The organism is Frigoribacterium sp. ME-P-080 (assembly GCF_030209595.1).
Classification (GTDB): Bacteria; Actinomycetota; Actinomycetes; order Actinomycetales; family Microbacteriaceae; genus Frigoribacterium.
In genome coordinates this window covers 99,680-117,906 of the sequence record NZ_JARVRR010000009.1, presented here as the reverse complement: position 1 = coordinate 117,906, position 18,227 = coordinate 99,680, and the positions used below count along the sequence as shown (strand labels likewise).

Here is an 18,227-nt window from a genome sequence, read left to right as displayed (position 1 = left end):
CATTATCAGTAGCAATAGCGTGACGGCCATGAAGATGCGCTCGCTGCCGACCCTGCTCGTCCTGCCCGCCGCCGCGGCCCTCGTGCTGAGCGGTTGCGCCACGGGCGCCTCGGGCTCGACCGACTCCACCGACGGAGGCGCGATCTCGGTGGTCACGTCGACCAACGTCTACGGCGACATCGCCGAGACCGTCGGCGGGGACCTCGTCGACGTCACCAGCATCATCAGCGACCCCTCGCAGGACCCGCACTCGTACGAGGCCGACGCCCGCACGCAGCTGGCCGTCTCGAAGGCCGACGTGGTCGTCGAGAACGGCGGCGGCTACGACTCGTTCGTCGACACGATGGTCGACGCGAGCGGAACCGACGCCACCGTGGTCAACGCCGTCGACGTCTCGGGCCTCGACCCCGAGGCCGGGCACGACGACCACGCCGACGAGGCCACCGACGCCGCGAGCGACGACGCCACCGCAGAGGCCGACGAGCACGACGACCACGACCACGCCGCGTTCAACGAGCACGTGTTCTACAGCCTGCCGAGCATGGCGAAGCTCGCCACGGCCCTGGCCGACGAGTTCGGCCGGGTCGACACGGCGAACGCCGACACCTTCACCGCGAACGCCGAGGCCTTCGGCACGAAGATCGCCGACCTGGAGGCGCAGGCCGCGTCGGTCAAGACGGCCCACGACGGCGACCCGGTCGCCTACACCGAACCCGTGCCCGGCTACCTCTTCGACGCGATGGGCCTGGTCAACGTGACGCCCGAGCCCTTCTCCGAGGCGATCGAGGAGGGCGACGACGTGTCGCCCGCCGTGCTCAACGACACCCTGAAGCTGTTCACCGACGGGAAGGTCGACCTGCTCGCCTACAACGAGCAGACCTCGAGTCCCGAGACCGAGCAGGTCGAGAAGGCCGCGACCGACGCCGGCGTCGCCATCGTGCCGGTCACCGAGCTGCTGCCCGAGGGGGAAGACTACGTGGCATGGCAACAGAGCAACATCGACGCGATCTCGGCGGCCCTCGGCGAGTGACCGACCCGTCCGGCGCGACCTCCGTCGCCGCCGCCACCCGCGCCTCCTCGGCCGGTGGCGGCGGCGACGCCGTGCTGCGCCTCCGCGACGCCGGGGTCTCGTTCGGCGCCCGCACGCTCTGGTCGGGTCTCGACCTCGACGTGCGGCCGGGCGAGTTCATCGCGGTGCTCGGGCCGAACGGTGCGGGCAAGACGACGATGCTGCGCACGATCCTCGGGCAGCAGCACCTGACCGAGGGCAGCATCGAGTTCCTCGGCCGGCCGGTCGGGCGCGGCCACCGCCGCATCGGCTACGTGCCGCAGCAACGACTGATGGAGTCCGGCACCCCGCTGCGTGCCCGCGACATGATCGCGCTCGGCGTCACGGGCCACCGCTGGGGGCCGCGCCGCGAGACCCCCACCGAACGGGCCCGCATCGACGCCCTGGTCGACGAGGTCGGCGCCACCTCGTTCGCGACCTCTCCGGTCGCGAGCCTCAGCGGCGGCGAGCAGCAGCGCACCCGGGTCGGCCAGGCGCTGGCCGCCGAACCGGCCCTGCTGCTCTGCGACGAGCCCCTCATCTCGCTCGACCTGCGGCACCAGCGCGAGGTCACCCGCCTGATCGACGAGCAGCGGCGGGCCCGCAACGCCGCGGTCGTGTTCGTCACGCACGACGTCAACCCCATCCTCGACGTCGTCGACCGGGTGCTCTACCTCGCCGGAGGCCGGTTCCGCATCGGAACACCCGACGAGGTGCTGCGCGCCGACGTGCTGAGCGACCTCTACGGCACTCCGGTCGACGTGATCCGCACCATGGGGCGCATCGTGATCGTCGGCAGCCACGACGGGCACGACCACCACGTCGACGAACACCTCGACGACGAAGGACTCGTCCGATGACCGACCTGTGGTCGCAGCTGTTCAGCTTCCAGGACTTCGGCGAGCTGCTCGTGCTGGTGCGCAACAGCGTCGTCGCGGGCGCCGTGCTCGGCCTGGTGGGCGGCCTGATCGGGCCCTTCGTGATCACGCGCAACATGCCCTTCGCGGTGCACGGCATCAGTGAGCTCTCGTTCGCCGGTGCCGCCGCCGCCCTGCTGCTCGGCGTGAACGTCGTCAGCGGCTCGCTCGTCGGCAGCCTGATCGCCGCCCTGCTGATCGGGCTGCTGGGCACCCGGGCGCGGGAGCGCAACTCGATCATCGCGGTGCTCATGCCGTTCGGCCTGGGCCTCGGCATCCTCTTCCTGGCGCTCTACCGAGGGCGGTCGGCCAACAAGTTCGGGCTGCTGACCGGCCAGATCGTGTCGGTCGACAATCCGCAGCTGGGCTGGCTCGTCGCCATCTCGGCCGTGGTGATCGTCACGCTGATCGTCATCTGGCGTCCGTTGACCTTCGCCAGCGTCGACCCCGACGTCGCCGCGGCGGCCGGCGTCCCCGTGCGCACGCTCGGCATCGTCTTCATGCTCGTGCTGGGTCTGTCGGTCGCGGTGTCGGTGCAGATCATCGGGGCGCTGCTCGTCCTCTCGCTGCTCGTCACACCCGCCGCGGCCGCGCTGAGGCTGACCGTGAACCCGCGACTCGTGCCCGTGCTGAGCGTGACCTTCGCCGTCGTCTCGGTCGTCGGCGGCATCCTGCTCGCCCTGGGCGGGGGCCTGCCGATCAGCCCCTACGTCACCACGATCTCGTTCACGATCTGGCTCGTCTGCCGCCTGGTCGGCTGGCGTCGCACGGCCGCCGCCGTGAAGCCGCGCAGGGGCCCGCGGGTACCCTTGGCACCGACCGGCGTCTGAGGCAGACCGGGGTCCGACGCACCTGGTCCCGGTGCACCGGGACCCGACGCACCGAGGTCCGACGCACAGGTCCGAGACACAGAGAGGCAGGACGCCGTGGTGGTCCGACGCAACACGTGGCAACGCGAGGCCGTGCGAGAAGCACTCGGCACGAGCGAGGGGTTCGTCAGCGCGCAGGCGCTGCACGCCCACCTGCGCGAGACCGGCATCGGCCTGGCCACGGTCTACCGGGCACTCGCCGACCTCGCGGCCGACGGCTCGGCCGATTCGCTGCAGCAAGAAGGCGAGAGCCTCTACCGCGCCTGCACCCCGGGCACGCACCACCACCACCTGATCTGCCGCAACTGCGGCACCACCGTCGAGATCGAGGCCGACGAGGTCGAGACCTGGGCCCAGCACGTCGCCGCGACGCACGGGTTCACCGAGGCGCAGCACGTGGTCGACGTGTTCGGCCTGTGCCCCGCGTGCACGGCCGAGGCCCGCGCGGCCGCCGACGCCTCCGCGATCCGCTGAGCCGCGCCTCCTCGATCAGCTGAGCCGCGCCTCCTCGTCCCGTCGGCGCGCGCCGAGGCGATCGCGTGGCCGCAGCCCCGGGTTCCGAGCGCCGAGCCCCGAGCCCCGACCCCGAGTCGGGGAGGCGCGGGTTGCGTGGGTCCGGGCGTGTCGCGTAAGCTCTCCCTTTGGTTGGGCGCTCTCTGCGCCCATGTGCACCGCCTCCCGGCTACACCGCCCGATCCCTCGATCGGGCAGGGGGACCGGCGCGCCGACAAGTGACCTTGGGTGAGGGCTCCGGCCCTCACGGTATCTACGGAGGAAAACCATGGCAGCAACCTGCCAGGTGACCGGAGCCGTTCCCGGCTTCGGACACAACATCTCGCACTCGCACCGACGCACCAAGCGTCGTTTCGACCCGAACATCCAGAAGAAGACGTACTACGTGCCGTCGCTTCGTCGTAACGTGACCCTTCAGCTCAGCGCCAAGGGCATCAAGGTCATCGACGCTCGTGGCATCGAGTCGGTCGTCAAGGACCTGCTCGCTCGTGGGGAGAAGATCTAATGGCTCGTCAGCAGGACGTCCGTCCCATCATCAAGCTCCGCTCGACGGCGGGCACCGGTTTCACGTACGTGACCAAGAAGAACCGTCGTAACAACCCCGACCGTCTCGTGCTGAAGAAGTACGACCCGGTGATTCGCAAGCACGTCGAATTCCGCGAGGAGCGCTAAAAATGGCCAAGAAGAGCATGATCGCCAAGAACAACCAGCGCGCCGAGATCGTGGCCCGCTACGCCGAGAAGCGTCTCGAGCTGAAGAAGGCCCTGATCGACCCGAACGGTTCCGACGAGAGCCGCGAGGCCGCTCGCCTCGGTCTGCAGAAGCTGCCGCGCAACGCGTCGCCGGTCCGCCTCCGCAACCGCGACTCGGTCGACGGCCGCCCCCGCGGTCACCTCAAGGCCTACGGCATCAGCCGCGTGCGTTTCCGCGACATGGCCCACCGTGGCGAGTTGCCGGGCATCACGAAGTCTTCCTGGTAGGTTTCAACCGGTTCCACAGGGCCCTCGGCTCTCTGGTCTCGACCGCACAGGCATGGTGAACGCCGTGTCTCGTCACACCGAATGAAGTCCGAGGAGGACATTTACATGGCTGACAAGTCACTGAACCGTACCGAGCTCGTCGCAGCTGTCGCATCCGAGTCCGGCCAGAGCCAGGCCGCCGTCAGCGGCGTCGTCGACGCGTTCTTCTCCGTCGTCTCGAAGTCGGTCGCGGACGGCACGAAGGTCACCATCCCCGGGTGGATCGCTTTCGAGAAGACGCACCGCGCCGCTCGTACCGGCCGCAACCCGCAGACGGGTGAGGCCCTCGAGATCGCCGCCAGCGACAGCGTCAAGGTCAGCGCCGGCAGCAAGCTCAAGGCTGCGGTCAAGTAGTCCTCGCTCTCACGAGCACCCGAGAAGGGGCGTGACGACCATCGGTCGTCACGCCCCTTCTCTCGTTCCCCCTCGTCTCGTCCCGCCCCGCCGACAGGCTCGGTCGTCCGTGCGCCGGTCGCCCGGACGGATCACTCGACGTCGAGCGACGCCCCCCACCCGCACCCGTTCACCAGGCGATCCGACTTACCCTGGTAGACGATGCCCAGACTCGCCCGCACCACGGCGCCCGCACTGCTCGTGCTGGTGGCGTTCGCGTCCCTCCTCGCCGCTCTGAAGTTCGGCGGGGCGGCCGACGCGCCCCTCGTCGTCGACCCCGGCGAGGTCGTCCGCTACGGGTTGCCCATGTCCAAGATGCTGGGCAACGTCGGCGCGGCCCTCACCATCGGCACGCTCTTCCTGACCTGCTTCGCACTCACCCGACGCGAAGCGGAGTACGACCGCGCCATGGACGTCGCCGCCGCCGCGGCGGGGTTCTGGGCCGTCGCCTCGGCGATCACCACCTTCTTCACCTTCCTCAGCGTCGCCAACGTGCCGGTCACCTTCGACGACCAGTTCGGGCGGACGCTCGCGTTCTTCCTGACGAACACCGAGCTCGGCATCGCCTGGCTGATCACGACGCTGATCGCGGCGACCGTCACGGTGCTCTGCTTCATCGTCCGCAACATCTGGTTGATCGTCGCCGTCACGGTGCTCGCCGCCGGCGGGCTCATCCCCATCGCCGAGCAGGGCCACGCGGCCGGCACGAGTGGCCACGACGCCGCCGTCACCGACCTCGCCCTGCACCTGGTCGGGGCGTCGGTCTGGCTGGGCGGCCTGCTCGCCATCGTGCTGCTGCGCGGGCACCTCTCGAGCGGGCGGCTGGCGATCGTGCTCGCGCGCTACTCGAGCGTGGCGATCGTCTGCTTCGTGGTCGTCGCGGTGTCGGGCATCGGCAGCGCCGCCATCCGCATCGGCGACTGGTCGGCCCTGACGTCGGGCTACGGCGTGCTCGTGCTCGTCAAGACGTTCGCCCTCGTCGCGCTGGGGTTGTTCGGCGTCGTGCAACGCCGCTGGCTCGTCGGCCGCCTCACGACCCACCCCAAGGCGACGACGAAGGCCTTCTGGTGGTTCGTCACCGCCGAGCTCGCGTTCATGGGGCTCGCCTCCGGCGTCGCCGCCGCACTCGCCCGGACGGCCACCCCGGTCGAGCAGGTCGCCGCGGCCGACCTGGCCGACCCGACCCCCGCGGTCATCCTCACCGAAGAGGCGCTGCCACCCGAGTTGACGCCGCTGCGCTACCTCACCGAATGGAACGTCGACCTGCTCTGGGGGCTGCTCTGCGCCTTCGGCGTCTTCTTCTACCTGGCCGGCGTCGTCCGCCTGCACCGCCGCGGCGACCGCTGGCCGGTCGGCCGCACCGTGTCGTGGGTGGCGGGCCTGGTCGTGTTGTTCTACATCACGTGCGGCGCCCCGAACGTGTACGAGGAGTACCTCTTCAGCACCCACATGCTCGCGCACATGGCACTGGGAATGCTCGTGCCCGTGCTGCTCGTGCCGGGCGCGCCCGTGACGCTCGCGTTGCGCACCATCAAGAAACGCAGCGACGGCACCCGCGGCGGCCGCGAGTGGATCATGATCCTGGTGCACTCCCGGTTCGCGACCTTCGTCAGCAACCCGATCATCTCGGCGGTGCTGTTCGCGGGCTCGCTGTGGGCGTTCTACTACACGCCGTTGTTCAGCTGGGCGACGACCACGCACATCGGCCACTACTGGATGATCGTGCACTTCCTGATCACCGGCTACCTCTTCGTGCAGTCGATGATCGGCATCGACCCCGTCAAGGGTCGACTGCCCTACCCCGCCCGACTCGTCGTGCTGCTCGGGACCATGGCGTTCCACGCGTTCTTCGGCCTGGGCATCATGAGCGCCACGGGGCTCTTCCTCGCCGACTGGTACGGCGCCATGGGGCGCACCTGGGGCCCGACGCCGATGCAGGACCAGTACGTCGCCGGCGGCATCGCCTGGAGCGTCGGCGAGATCCCCACGATCGTCATGGCCATCGCCGTCGCCATCATGTGGAGCCGCAGCGACGGCCGAGAGGCCGTCCGCAAGGACCGCCAGGCCGAGCGCGACGACGACGCCGAGCTCCGGGCGTACAACGAGCAACTCGAGGCGCTGTCCCACCAGCGCGAGCGCACCCGCTGACGCGAGCCGCGAGCCGCGGGCCGCGGACCGCGGACCGCGAAACAGCAACGCACCGTGTTTCGTGCAGGGCACCGCGACTGGTCGGGGTGCGGTGCACGAAACGCGGTGCGCTGGGTCGGGGTCGTAGGGCACGAGCCCCGAGGAGGCGCGGGTGGCGTCAGGCGAGCATCTCGCGCACAAGCGGGACGACCTTCGTGCCGTACAGCTCGATGCTGCGCATCATGAGCTCGTGCGGCAGGCGGCCCATGCTGTACCGCATGTCGAAACGCGTCGCGCCGAGCAGGCGCATGTTCTGCGCGATCTTCGTGGCGACGGTCTCGGGCGAGCCCACGTAGAGCGCGCCGGTCGAGCTGGCGCTGGCCTCGTACTGCGCGCGGCTGTAGGGGGGCCAGCCGCGTTCGCGACCGAGCTGGTTCGTCTGCTCCTCTTGGTAGGGGAACAGCGCCTCCTTGGCTTCGGCATCGGTCTCGGCCACGAAACCGGGCGAGTGCATCGCGATCGGCTGGGAGTCGTGGCCGAACTCGCCGAGGGCGCGTCGGTAGAGGTCGGCGTACGGCGCGAACTGCGCCGGCTGGCCTCCGATGATCGCGAGGAAGAGCGGGAAACCGTAGTGTGCGGCCCGGATGACCGACTGCGGCGATCCGCCGACGCCGACCCAGGTGCGGATCGAGCCGCCTTCGGTCTTGGGGTAGACCTCTTGCGCGTCGAGGCCGGCGCGGACGGTGCCCGACCAGGTCGTCGGGCCCTCCTTCAGCAGCTCGGCGAAGAGTTGGATCTTCTCCTCGAAGAGCACCTCGTAGTCCTGCAGGTCGAGGCCGAAGAGCGGGAACGACTCGGTGAACGAGCCGCGGCCCAGGATGACCTCGGCACGGCCGTTCGAGATCGCGTCGACCGTGGCGAAGCGCTGGAACACGCGCACGGGATCGTCCGAGCTGAGGACGGTGACGGCCGAGCCCAGGCGGATGGTCTTCGTGCGGGCGGCGATCGCGGCGAGCACGACCTCGGGGGCCGAGACGGCGAAGTCCTTGCGGTGGTGCTCGCCGACGCCGATGAAGTCGAGACCGACCTCGTCGGCCAGGACGGCCTGGTCGACCAGGTTGCGGATGGCCTGGGCGTGCGTGACGGGGCTGCCGTCGAGGCGGTCGGTGATGTCGCCGAAGGTGTCGAGGCCGAACTCGAGGGGGTGTGCCATGCGGGTGCTCTCCTGATTCATACGTTCGCATCATTCTAACCGATGGAGCGCGATCGCGGGAGGGGGCAGGGCGTGTCGGCGCCGGGGTCAGAGGCGGTCGAGCGGGTTCGCGGCGATCCGGTCGCGCATGCCGCCCCGGATCGTGCGGGCGGCCTCGGAGCCGGGCTTCCGGTGCGCCTGCGTCGACATCAGCCCGCCGAACTCGGCACCGAACCCGTCGCGGGGCAGCCGCTCGACCAGGGCGGCGACCAGCTCGGCCGGCCAGTCCTGACCACCCACCCCCGACACGTCGAGGCTCGTCGCCCGCTCGAGCAGGTGACCCTCGACGTCGAGGTCGGCCGAGACCGCAGGCCACATGTGCCGCACGATGACGTCCGCCAGCCGCTGGGCGCGTCCGGCCGACCAGCCCGCCCCCGCGGCGAACACCCGGGCGACCTCGCCCCCCGCTCGCTCGAACGGCTCGGTGTGGCTGTCGAACGGCGACGTCAGCCCGACGTCGTGCAGGGCCGCCGCGACGAACAGCAGCTCGTGGTCGAAGGCCAGCCCCTCGCGTCGCCCGAGATCGACGGCGAGCGCCGCCGAGCGACGGCTGTGCGCGAGCAGGGCCGCGCTCGACACGGCGGCGGCGGCCTCGAGGGCCCGGGCGGCGACGAGCGAAGGAGGCGCGAGCAGCTCGTCGAGGACGGCGGCGGTCGATCGCGGCTCGGGCGTCGGGCGGGGCTCGGGCGTCGGGCGGGACTCGGTGGGCATGGCAGGAACCCTACGGGTGGACAGGTCCTGCCACGAGTGGCAGTGTTGCCACCACTCGTCGACATCCCGCCACACCGCCAGCCCGCCACACCGCCAGCCCGCCAGCCCGCCAGCCCGCCACGAAATAAACAGGCCGCCACCTTTTTGCGTGGCGGATTGTTTACTTCGTGGCGGAGTACTGGACATCCCCCGAGGAGCACCCATGCCGTTCCGCACCGTCGCCACGATCGTCGCCGACGGCGTCGCGCCGTTCGAGTTCGGCGTGCTCTGCGAGGTGTTCGGCCTCGACCGGACCGACGAGGGCGCGCCTCCGTTCGAGCACCGCATCGTGACCGAGCGCCCGGGACTCGTCCGCACGAACCAGGGCTTCTCGATCACGGTCGACCTCGACCTGGGCGCCGCGGCCGACGCCGACGTCGTCTGCGTGCCGGCGCTGTGGAACCGTCCCGACCAGGCCGAGCTCGTCTCCCCGGCGGTGCGCGAGCTGCTCGTCGCGGCCGAGGCCCGGGGGCGTGGTTGCTCAGCGTCTGCAGCGGGGCGTTCGTCCTGGCCGAGGCCGGGCTGCTCGACGGCCGCCGGGCGACGACGCACTGGCGGTACTCCGACGCCCTGCAGCGCGAGCACCCCGCGATCGAGGTCGACGCCGACGTGCTCTTCGTCGAGGACCGCCGGATCATCACGAGCGCGGGCACGGCCGCCGGCATCGACGCCTGCCTGCACCTCGTCCGCCGCGAGCACGGTGCCGCCGCCGCGAACGTGATCGCCCGCCGGATGGTCGTGCCGCCGCACCGCGACGGCGGTCAGAGCCAGTTCATCAAGACGCCCCTCCCGGTCGAGGTCGACGACTCGCTCGCGCCCCTGACCGACTGGATGCTCGGACACCTCCGCGACGACCTGAGCATCGAGGGGTTGGCCGCGAGGGCGCACATGTCGCCGCGCACCTTGGCCCGACGGTTCAAGGCCGAGCTGGGGGCGACGCCGGGGGCGTGGCTCACCCGCCAGCGCCTCCTGCGGTCGCAGGAGCTGCTCGAGGCGACGGGGCTCGGCATCGACGCGATCGCCGACGAGGTCGGCTTCGGTTCGGCAGCCGTCCTGCGACACCACTTCGCCCGCGTCCTCGGCACCACCCCGCGGGCCTACCGAGCGACCTTCGGCGGCGTCGACGACCTGCGCGACCTCGAGCGGGCCGGGGCGGCCACCGCCTGAGCGGGACCGTCCTCGACGGGCCGACCCGCGCCTCCCGCGTCCGGTCGACCCCGGGTGGCTACCGGGCGGCCACGGGCGGGCCTAGTCGAACGTCAGCTCGTCGGACGTGCTGATGCGCATCAGGTACGTGACGGAGAACGGGACGTCCTCGTCGATCGTGTAGCGCTTCCCGTCGAAGAGCGACTGGGCGCCGACGACGAGGTGGGCGGTGCCGGCCACGCCGGGCACCTGCCACTGACCCGACGGGCCGGGCACGATCGAGACGACGGGGTGGACGGGCACGGTCCACGTCGGGTCGTCGGTGACCCGGTCGTCGACCTGGCGGCCGAAGGGGCACCCGGCCGGCAGCAGCACCTGCTGCGGGACGCACTGCTCGTCGAGCTGCTGGTCGACCATGTCCTGCACGGCCTCGACGAACTCGTCCCGCGGCTGCACCTCGATCGACACCCCCGACGTCGCCCCCACGCTGAGCACGTCGGCCTCGACGGTCGGGGCCTCGAGGTAGCGCGACGCATGGTCGAGCTCGAACCGCGAGGGGGCGAGCACCGTGAACCGGGTCGCGACGTCGGGGGCGTCGGTCGTGACGTCGCGGCCGTCCACCGTGAAGCGGGAGTCGTGCTGGGGCGTCACGTCGAGCTGCGCGGTGGGTGCCTGGACGAAGCGCCAGGCGTGGAACAGCCCGAACCGGGTGCCGGCCCGCTGCACGACGAACTGCGACTGCACGGGAGCCTCGGCCGTGGCCGACGTGCCCTGCATCGAGTACGAGAGCGTGATCGCGTGCGTGTCGTCGCCGAGGTCGACGTCGCCCACCTCGGTCACGTCGTCGACGCCGCCGAGCGAGGGCACCTCGAGCAGGGCGTCGGCCAGCTGGTCGGTCGGCGTGACGCCGGCGAGGGTCAACGCGCTCGACGTGTCGCCGCGGTCGACCGCTGCCACGTAGCCGCGGACGAAACCGGCGCCGCTGTAGACGGTGGCGTTCAGGGCCACGACGGTGACCCAGAAACCGATCAGCACGAAGAGCAGCGCCCCGCCCCAGATCGCGACGAAGGGCCAGCCGAGCGGTGGGCGCGTCTCCTCCCCCACAGACGACGACATGACGACAACAATAGGAGGCGCGGGTCACGAAGAACCGAGCGTCACGCCCGTCACGGGTAGATTGGTGGCCTCCCCCGCCCCCTCCCGAAAGGTGCTCGTCGTCGTGAGCGTGGCCCTCTCCGCCGAACAGCAGGCGCTGTACGACGCGATCGAGAACACCCGCGAGCACATCTTCGTCACGGGACGGGCCGGCACGGGCAAGTCGACCCTGCTGAACCACCTGTCGTGGAACACCTCGAAGCAGATCGTCATCTGCGCCCCCACGGGCGTCGCCGCCCTCAACGTCGGCGGCCAGACGATCCACTCGCTGTTCCGCCTCTCGGTCGGGCTCATCGCCGACCACGACATCGAGCAGAACGCCGAGCTGCGCAAGCTGCTGAACACCATCGACACCCTCGTCATCGACGAGGTCTCGATGGTCAACGCCGACCTGATGGACGCCATCGACCGCTCGCTGCGGCAGGCGCGGCAGCGCAAGCACGAGCCGTTCGGCGGCGTCCAGGTCGTGCTGTTCGGCGACCCGTACCAGCTGCCGCCGGTGCCGGGCGACGCCGAAGAGCGCGAGTACTTCCGCGACAACTACCGCTCGATGTGGTTCTTCGACGCCAAGGTCTGGGCCGAGGCGAGCCTACGCATCTACGAGCTGGCCTTCATCCACCGCCAGACCGAGGGCGACTTCAAAGAGATGCTCAACGCCGTGCGGCACGGTCGGGTCACGGCCGAGATCGCCGGGGCCCTCAACGGCGCCGGGGCACGACCCGTTCCGACCGACGGCGGGGCCATCACCCTGGCCACGCGCAACGACACCGTCAACCGCATCAACAAGGTCGAGCTCGATCGCCTGTCGGGCAAGGTGATGACCGCCAAGGCCGAGGTCAGCGGCGAGTTCGGCGGCCGGGCCTACCCGGCCGACGAGGCCCTCGAGCTCAAGGTCGGGGCCCGGGTGATGTTCCTCCGCAACGACTCCGAGCAACGCTGGGTGAACGGCACGACGGGCGTCGTCACCCGGGTGCGCGACACGGTCTTCGTCGAGGTCGACGGCGAGGTCCACGAGGTGCAGCCCGTCGTGTGGGAGAAGCACAAGTACTCGTACTCGGCGACCACCAAGCAGCTCAAGAAGGACGTCGTGGCCGAGTTCACGCAGTTCCCGCTGCGCCTCGCCTGGGCCGTCACGATCCACAAGTCCCAGGGCAAGACCTACGACCGGGCCATCGTCGACCTCGGCTCACGGGTGTTCAGCGCGGGGCAGACCTACGTCGCCCTCAGCCGCATCACCTCGCTCGAGGGTCTGTACCTGTCGCGCCCGCTGCGACCGGCCGACATCATCGTCGACCTCGACGTGCGCCGCTTCATGAGCGAGGCGTCACGCGTGCCGGCCATCGAGGCAGCCGCGGACGCCGGCGTGGGCGACGACGCGACGACGGCCGCCACGGGCTGACGACCCGGTCCGACCACGCGGTGGCCCGGGACCCACCCCGTCGGCGAACGGCTAGGCCGCGGCCTTCGCGGCGGCGAGGTCGGCGAACAGCTAGGCCGCGGCCTTCGCAGCGGCGAGGTCGGCGAACAGCTCGGTGCTGAAGCGGTACGCGGCGCACACCTCGTCGAGCACGTGCTCGCGCTCGTCGGCCGACCAGGCGACGGCGTCGAGCTGGCGGCGGTAGGTCGTCTTGAACGATTTCGGCTCGGCGATCTCGGCGAACAGGAAGAACCCGACGCCGTTCGTGTCGAATCCGAACCGTCGCTGCAGGATGCTGCGGATCAGGTGCCCGCCCGACAGGTCACCGAGGCAGCGCGTGTAGTGGTGCGCGATGAAGCCACCGGCCCAGGCCGACGCCTGCTCGATGCGATCGACGTACGCCCGAGTGGTCGGCAGCGGTGAGATCCGGGCCCGCCAGTCGGTACCGAGCAGGAACGCCAGGTCGGCCTCGATGGCCGGCAACCGGGTCAGCCCCGGCGCGAGGAACGGAGCCACCACCGCGTCGCCGGACCACCCCGCGGCGGCGTCCTCGAGGGCGGCGTAGACGAAGTAGTGCTGAGCGAGCAGCTGCACGTAGTCGTCCCGCGTGCCCCGGCCGATCAGCAGGTCGGTCATGAACGAGCAGCCGACGTCGGCGGGGACCCGCTCGGCCGTGCGCTCGCGCACCGCCTCGGAGAAGGGGATGACGACGGTCATGGTGCGCACCTCCTGGGTCACCTGGGTTAGGTGACCCTAACCCTAGCCAGGGAGGCGCGGCGCCGGTAGCCCCCGGGGCCGATCCCGGCGGACGTGCAGCCGGATCGCAGCCCGTCGAGAGGTGCGGCGCCCTGCGGCAGGGGTCAGCGGCGGCGGCGCTCGGCCCCCACGGCGGTCGCGAGCAGCAGCAGGCCGCCGACGAGGTGCGTGACGTTGTCGCCGAGGTTGAACGCCAGGAAGTTGACGTCGGTGCCCTCGAGGAAGAATCCGGCGACGCCGAAGATGACGAAGATCAGGCCGATCCAGGTGTTGATGTACCGCGCGCTCGCTCGCGACGACGCGCCGGCGATGATCAGCGCGGCACCGGCCAGCACCCAGACGACGACCAGCGCGGGGTTGAGGTTCCAGACGAACCAGAGCGACGCGCCCTGCGTGGAGAAGAACGTGCCCATGTCCTCGACGAGGAACCCGATGGCGCCGAGCAGGAGGAACACCGTGCCGACGAACAGGCCGGCCCCGCGGTTGGGCGACTCGCGGATGGTCGGCTCGTAGGGGGCCGGGGTCGCGGTCGTCGTGGTGCCGTGGGTGCTGCTCATGGTGAAGATGCCTCTCGTCCGTGGGTCAGCGTCCAGTATGCCCGCCGTGCGACGCACCCGCCTCGGCGTCACACCCCCGGCCCGGCGTGACACCCCGGGAACGCGGGGTGTCACGCTGGAACAGGGGTGTCACGCGGCCCGCGGGGCGCGCGGGGCGCGGGGCTGGCAAGATCGACGCCATGACCCCGACGCCCCTCCGCCTGGTCGTGGCGATCAACCCCGGCGCCTCCGCCGGCGGCCGGAAGCACCTCGCCGACGGGGTGCTCGCCGGGCTCCGCGGTGCCGGACACACGGTCGTGCCGCTCACCGAGTCGAGCTACGACGACCTCGTGGCCGCCGCCCGTCGCGAGCTCGACCCCGACCACGGCGAGCGTCCCGACGCCCTGATCGTCGTCGGCGGCGACGGCATGGTGAACCTCGGGGCCAACCTCGTCGCGGGCACCGACGTGCCGCTGGGACTGGTGCCGACCGGCACCGGCAACGACACGGCCCGGGCGTTCGGGCTGCCCCACGACGACGCCGAGGCGGCCACGCGCCTCCTGGTCCGGCTGCTCGAGGGCGAGCCGACGACGATCGACGCCGGACGCGTGCTGCAGGCCGACGGCCGGGCCACCTGGTTCGCCTGCATGGTCTCGGCCGGTTTCGACGCCGTCGTGAACGAGCGGGCCAATCGGCTGAGCTGGCCGAAGGGGCGCCGCCGCTACGACGTCGCGCTCGCCATCGAGCTGGTGCGCCTGCCGCGCATCTCGTACCGCCTCGAGCTCGACGGGGTCGCCTCGACCGTCGAGGGCACCCTGATCTCGGTCGGCAACGGCCAGTCGCTCGGCGGCGGCATGAAGGTCACGCCCGACGCCGTGCTCGACGACGGGCTGCTCGACGTGCTCGTGGTGGAGCGGCTGACGCGCTGGCAGTTCGTCCGGCTCTTCCCGAGCGTGTTCCGCGGCACCCACCTGAGCCACCCGAACGTGACCGTGCACCGCGTGCGTCGGGCCGTGATCGAGGCCGACGGAGTCGCCGCCTACGCGGACGGCGAGCGCGTCGGGCCGCTGCCCGTCACGGTCGAGGTCGTCCCGGGCGCCCTGCGCGTCTACGCCGCCATCGATCGCTGACCTCCGGCTCGAGCCCGGGAGGCGCGCTCGGCGGCGAGGCGGCCGCACGCTCCGGGCACCCCCGACCTCAGCCGCGGTGCAGCGTCTCGCGGGGGTACTCGCCGAACCGCTGCTGGTACGCGGCCGAGAACCGGCCGAGGTGGGCGAAGGCCCAGTGTCGGGCGACGTCGGCGACGGTCGTGGCGTCCGGGGCGGCCGCCCGCAGCGCGTCGTGCACGCGCTCGAGGCGGATCTCGCGCAGGTAGGCCGTGGGCGTGGTGTCGAGGTGACGACTGAACGCCTGTTGCAGCCCGCGCGGGGTGAGCCCCGCCTCCCGGGCGATGTCCACGGCCGAGATCGGCAGGTGGGCGCTGGCGTGCATGTATTCGACGGCGAGGCGGAGGCTCGCGTTGCGCGGTGCCAGCAACGCCGCGGGCATCTGGCTCGAGGTGTGGGCGAAGGTGTCGAGCAGGGCCACCGCGGCCATCCGGGCCATCTCGGTGCGCATCAGGTCGCTGGGCTCGCCCGAGCCCAGGTAGGCGCGTCCGATCAGACGGACCGTGGCGTGCCAGGCCTGCATCGCGGCGGACGAGACGGGGGCGGCGTGGTCGAAGCGGAGCGTGCCGGGCATGATGCCGTGCTGCTCGGCCGCGACCTCGTCGACGACCGACTTGGAGAGGTGGAGCAGGCTCTGGTTGACGTCCTCGGTGGTGAACTCGAAGTCCCGCCCCTCGGGGAAGAGGATCGGTCGTCCGACGGCTCCGGCCACCTCGTCGCGACCGTTGTCGATCGTGGAACGCCCGTCGAGCAGCCAGTGGACGACGTGCTCGTCACCCGCGGCCGCGTGCCCGTCGACGCGACCCATGAACATCGTCGACCGCAGGGTCATGGCCCCGTCGCCGACGATGGTGTGGCGGAACGAGAAAGGGGCCTCGGTGGGAGCGACGCGGAAACCCCGGCCGTTGTACCCGGCCTGCAGGATGTCGACCGCCTCGTCGAGATCGCGCCCCCGCGCGTCGAAGCGCATCTTGTCGTCGCGGGCAGCCATCTCAGCGAATTGTTGCACGCACTCCAAACCCCGCACCAGTCGATCCCAGGGGGGTTGACAGTCGCTCGACGACGTGCCTGAGGGCCGGCTCGCAGCGGGCGGGCCTACGGTCGGACCCATGACCCTCGACGACATCACCCTGACCACGATCCGCGGCGAGTCCACCACGTTCGGCGCCTACGCCGACAAGGTCGTGATGGTCGTGAACGTGGCCTCCCGCTGTGGCCTCGCGCCCCAGTACGAGAAGCTCGAGGCGCTGCAGAAGCAGTACGGCGAGCAGGGCTTCACGGTGCTGGGCTTCCCCAGCAACCAGTTCTTCCAGGAGCTCTCGAGCGGCGAGGCCATCGAGGAGTACTGCTCGGCGACCTGGGGCGTGACCTTCCCGATGATGGAGAAGGTCAAGGTCAACGGCCGCGGTGAGCACCCGCTCTACACCGAACTGAAGAAGGCCACCGACGCCGACGGCAAGGCCGGCCGCGTGAAGTGGAACTTCGAGAAGTTCGTGATCACGCCCGGCGGCGCCGTGCACCGGTTCCGTCCGACGACCGAGCCCGACGCCCCCGAGGTCGTCGCGGTGATCGAGGAGGCGCTGGCCGGCTGAGCAGACCCGCTGCGGTCGCTCAGTGGCCGGCCGCGTACCGGGCCTGCACGGCCGAGGCGCTCTGGGCCGAGTTGTTGTAGATCGTCGTGCCGTCGACCGAGCCGACGAAGTAGCCGTTGGTCGGAGCCGACGGCAGCCCGCTGAGCGGGGCGTAGCCGACCCGCCAGTAACCGGTGGCCGTCTGCACGGTCTTGTTCGTGCTGTCGGTGACGACGGCGACGCCGTCGACGTAGACCACCGTGCTCGTGCCCGAGAGGGTGGCGACCACGTGGTGCCAGGCGCCGTCGTTGTACGAGGCGGGCGTCGTCGTCGCCTTGGTCGTGGTCGTGGTGGGGCGCACGCCGAGGACGATCTTGCCCGCCGTGGTCAGGTACAGCGCGCGGTCGGCGGTCGTGTTCGTGCCGGTCTGTGCCGTCGTGAAGGCGGCCAGGGTGCCCCCGGCCGTGCTGGTCGTGCGGAACCAGGTCTCGATCGTGAAGGCGGCCTGGCCGGTGAGGTTGACCGCGGTCGTGACCTGACCCGTGCCGTCGAGCTGCAGGTAGGGGCTCTGGTTGGTGGCGCACGAGCCGGCGACGAACGTCGCCCCGCCGCTCAGGGTGCCCACTCGGGCGAACGAGCTGCCGTCGGTGGTGGTCGTGCCGGACGTCTCGTTGTACGGGAAACCGTACGAGGTCTGCGAGTTGTAGGTGTCCTGCAGGCAGTCGTAGTTCCCGGCACCGAAGCTCGAGGTCGGGTTGGCGGTCGGGGCGGCGAACGCGGCGTGCGCGCCACCGGACACGACGAGGGTGAGTGCGAGACCGCCACCGATCGCTGCCAGGCCGATCGCGCCTCCTGCGGTCCTCAGGCGACGGAGGCGCCGCTCGCGACGACGCTGGACGCGGCGGCCGGCGGGGGCGGTCACCCGAGGCGACGCGGGACGCTCGTCACGCAGCAGGTACCGGTCGTTGCGGCTGAGCAGGACGACGAGGATCAGCAGTCCGCCGGTGACCAGCAGGTGGCCGTACTGGTGGGCCGCGGCCCAGACGAAGGGCGTTCCGACGTACGGCACGCGCAGGAACCCGACGCCGATGACGGCGCTGCGGTCGATCGGCGTCGAGTCGACGCTCGGGTTGGCGTCGCCCTTGGTGACGATCTGCCCGGCCTGGCCGTTGTCGTGGTAGCGGTGCAGCCGCAGGTGCCCGGCCTGGTCGGGGTCGTCGAAGAGGAGGACCTGACCGCGGTGCACGTCGGACGCCGCCACGGGCTTCGCGACGACGACGTCGCCGGGGTGGATGCGGGGCTCCATCGAGCCGGTCATCACGGTCGTGGGGCTCCAGCCGAGGGCGGCGGGGGCGGCCGCGTAGACCATCAGGCCGAGCAGCGAGTAGAGCACGACGCGTGACGCGGTGCCGAGGGCCAGGCGCGTCCAGTCGAGCCACGGACGAGAGGCACCCAGGGGCACGGTGATCGAGGCCGCGGCCGCGGTGGTGGGCCGCAGTTTCAGGTCGATCGTGCTCATGGGTGCCTCTACTCGGGGGGGGTGGTGCGGATGATGCGGTGTCGGGCCGCCTGGTGCGGTGGTGCGCGGTGCT

The 18,227-nt window shown here is 71.1% G+C and carries 19 protein-coding genes and 1 pseudogene; 13 read left to right on the top strand and 7 right to left on the bottom strand.

Annotation, left to right across the window (positions count from 1 at the left end; translation table 11 throughout):
• Positions 1–28 precede the first annotated feature (28 nt).
• The 9 genes from QRN23_RS13665 to QRN23_RS13625 all read left to right on the top strand — a co-directional run bounded on the left by QRN23_RS13665 (position 29) and on the right by QRN23_RS13625 (position 6,907).
• Positions 29–1,030: a metal ABC transporter solute-binding protein, Zn/Mn family gene (locus tag QRN23_RS13665; protein WP_285063832.1), complete on the top strand. Its 1,002-nt coding sequence runs from the start codon at positions 29–31 to the stop codon at positions 1,028–1,030.
• On the top strand, positions 1,027–1,908 hold the full coding sequence (locus QRN23_RS13660) for a metal ABC transporter ATP-binding protein (protein ID WP_369794407.1): 882 nt from the start codon (positions 1,027–1,029) through the stop codon (positions 1,906–1,908). Before QRN23_RS13665 ends, QRN23_RS13660 begins: the two co-directional genes overlap by 4 nt.
• Entirely contained in the window at positions 1,905–2,795 is an 891-nt protein-coding gene (locus QRN23_RS13655) for a metal ABC transporter permease (RefSeq protein ID WP_056049779.1), read from the top strand. The genes QRN23_RS13660 and QRN23_RS13655 overlap by 4 nt, the downstream gene beginning before the upstream one ends.
• Before the next feature lie 99 nt (positions 2,796–2,894).
• A complete protein-coding gene (locus tag QRN23_RS13650; protein WP_054145907.1) occupies positions 2,895–3,308 on the top strand; it encodes a Fur family transcriptional regulator in 414 nt (137 codons plus the stop codon).
• A gap of 307 nt (positions 3,309–3,615) precedes the next feature.
• Positions 3,616–3,852: a 50S ribosomal protein L28 gene (rpmB, locus tag QRN23_RS13645; RefSeq protein WP_043595945.1), complete on the top strand. Its 237-nt coding sequence runs from the start codon at positions 3,616–3,618 to the stop codon at positions 3,850–3,852.
• The gene (rpmG, locus tag QRN23_RS13640; RefSeq protein WP_043595944.1) at positions 3,852–4,019 is read left to right on the top strand and encodes a 50S ribosomal protein L33; all 168 of its coding nucleotides are present in this window, start codon (positions 3,852–3,854) and stop codon (positions 4,017–4,019) included. The genes rpmB and rpmG overlap by 1 nt, the downstream gene beginning before the upstream one ends.
• 2 nt (positions 4,020–4,021) lie before the next feature.
• Positions 4,022–4,327: a 30S ribosomal protein S14 gene (gene rpsN / locus QRN23_RS13635; protein WP_043595941.1), complete on the top strand. Its 306-nt coding sequence runs from the start codon at positions 4,022–4,024 to the stop codon at positions 4,325–4,327.
• A gap of 105 nt (positions 4,328–4,432) precedes the next feature.
• Positions 4,433–4,720: an HU family DNA-binding protein gene (locus tag QRN23_RS13630; RefSeq protein ID WP_043595940.1), complete on the top strand. Its 288-nt coding sequence runs from the start codon at positions 4,433–4,435 to the stop codon at positions 4,718–4,720.
• Between the two features lie 201 nt (positions 4,721–4,921).
• Positions 4,922–6,907 carry a bifunctional copper resistance protein CopD/cytochrome c oxidase assembly protein gene (locus tag QRN23_RS13625; protein WP_267658995.1) on the top strand — a complete coding sequence of 662 codons (1,986 nt, stop codon included), beginning with the start codon at positions 4,922–4,924 and terminating at the stop codon, positions 6,905–6,907.
• 157 nt (positions 6,908–7,064) lie between these two features.
• On the opposite strand, the gene QRN23_RS13620 is transcribed toward QRN23_RS13625, so the two are convergent.
• The gene (locus QRN23_RS13620; protein ID WP_056049785.1) at positions 7,065–8,099 is read right to left on the bottom strand and encodes an LLM class flavin-dependent oxidoreductase; all 1,035 of its coding nucleotides are present in this window, start codon (positions 8,097–8,099) and stop codon (positions 7,065–7,067) included.
• An 87-nt stretch (positions 8,100–8,186) separates the two neighbouring features.
• On the bottom strand, positions 8,187–8,849 hold the full coding sequence (locus tag QRN23_RS13615; protein WP_285063828.1) for an HD domain-containing protein: 663 nt from the start codon (positions 8,847–8,849) through the stop codon (positions 8,187–8,189).
• Positions 8,850–9,051: 202 nt separating this feature from the next.
• Between QRN23_RS13615 and QRN23_RS13610 the strand changes: the two are divergent.
• Positions 9,052–10,055: pseudogene (locus QRN23_RS13610) on the top strand (GlxA family transcriptional regulator).
• Between the two features lie 81 nt (positions 10,056–10,136).
• Here the strand turns inward: QRN23_RS13610 and QRN23_RS13605 are convergent.
• Complete coding sequence (locus tag QRN23_RS13605) at positions 10,137–11,150, bottom strand: hypothetical protein (RefSeq protein WP_285063827.1); 1,014 nt, start codon at positions 11,148–11,150, stop codon at positions 10,137–10,139.
• Positions 11,151–11,253: 103 nt separating this feature from the next.
• Here QRN23_RS13605 and QRN23_RS13600 point away from each other — a divergent pair, with 103 nt between their 5' ends.
• Entirely contained in the window at positions 11,254–12,588 is a 1,335-nt protein-coding gene (locus QRN23_RS13600) for an ATP-dependent DNA helicase (RefSeq protein ID WP_233568441.1), read from the top strand.
• A gap of 90 nt (positions 12,589–12,678) precedes the next feature.
• Here the strand turns inward: QRN23_RS13600 and QRN23_RS13595 are convergent, their stop codons facing one another.
• Together QRN23_RS13595 and QRN23_RS13590 are read right to left on the bottom strand one after the other, a co-directional pair.
• Positions 12,679–13,323 carry a biliverdin-producing heme oxygenase gene (locus QRN23_RS13595; RefSeq protein WP_200412642.1) on the bottom strand — a complete coding sequence of 215 codons (645 nt, stop codon included), beginning with the start codon at positions 13,321–13,323 and terminating at the stop codon, positions 12,679–12,681.
• A 143-nt stretch (positions 13,324–13,466) separates the two neighbouring features.
• Positions 13,467–13,919 (bottom strand): DUF4383 domain-containing protein, encoded by a 453-nt coding sequence (locus QRN23_RS13590; protein WP_159825625.1) that lies wholly within the window; start codon positions 13,917–13,919, stop codon positions 13,467–13,469.
• 179 nt (positions 13,920–14,098) lie between these two features.
• On the opposite strand from QRN23_RS13590, the gene QRN23_RS13585 reads away from it, so the two are divergent.
• A complete protein-coding gene (locus QRN23_RS13585; RefSeq protein ID WP_285063825.1) occupies positions 14,099–15,028 on the top strand; it encodes a diacylglycerol kinase family protein in 930 nt (309 codons plus the stop codon).
• A gap of 67 nt (positions 15,029–15,095) precedes the next feature.
• Here the strand turns inward: QRN23_RS13585 and QRN23_RS13580 are convergent, their stop codons facing one another.
• Positions 15,096–16,055: an AraC family transcriptional regulator gene (locus tag QRN23_RS13580; RefSeq protein WP_285063824.1), complete on the bottom strand. Its 960-nt coding sequence runs from the start codon at positions 16,053–16,055 to the stop codon at positions 15,096–15,098.
• Between the two features lie 118 nt (positions 16,056–16,173).
• On the opposite strand from QRN23_RS13580, the gene QRN23_RS13575 reads away from it, so the two are divergent.
• A complete protein-coding gene (locus tag QRN23_RS13575; RefSeq protein WP_056049801.1) occupies positions 16,174–16,656 on the top strand; it encodes a glutathione peroxidase in 483 nt (160 codons plus the stop codon).
• Between the two features lie 19 nt (positions 16,657–16,675).
• Here QRN23_RS13575 and QRN23_RS13570 read toward each other — a convergent pair whose 3' ends face one another.
• Positions 16,676–18,154 (bottom strand): signal peptidase I, encoded by a 1,479-nt coding sequence (locus tag QRN23_RS13570; RefSeq protein ID WP_123570928.1) that lies wholly within the window; start codon positions 18,152–18,154, stop codon positions 16,676–16,678.
• Between the last annotated feature and the right edge of the window lie 73 nt (positions 18,155–18,227).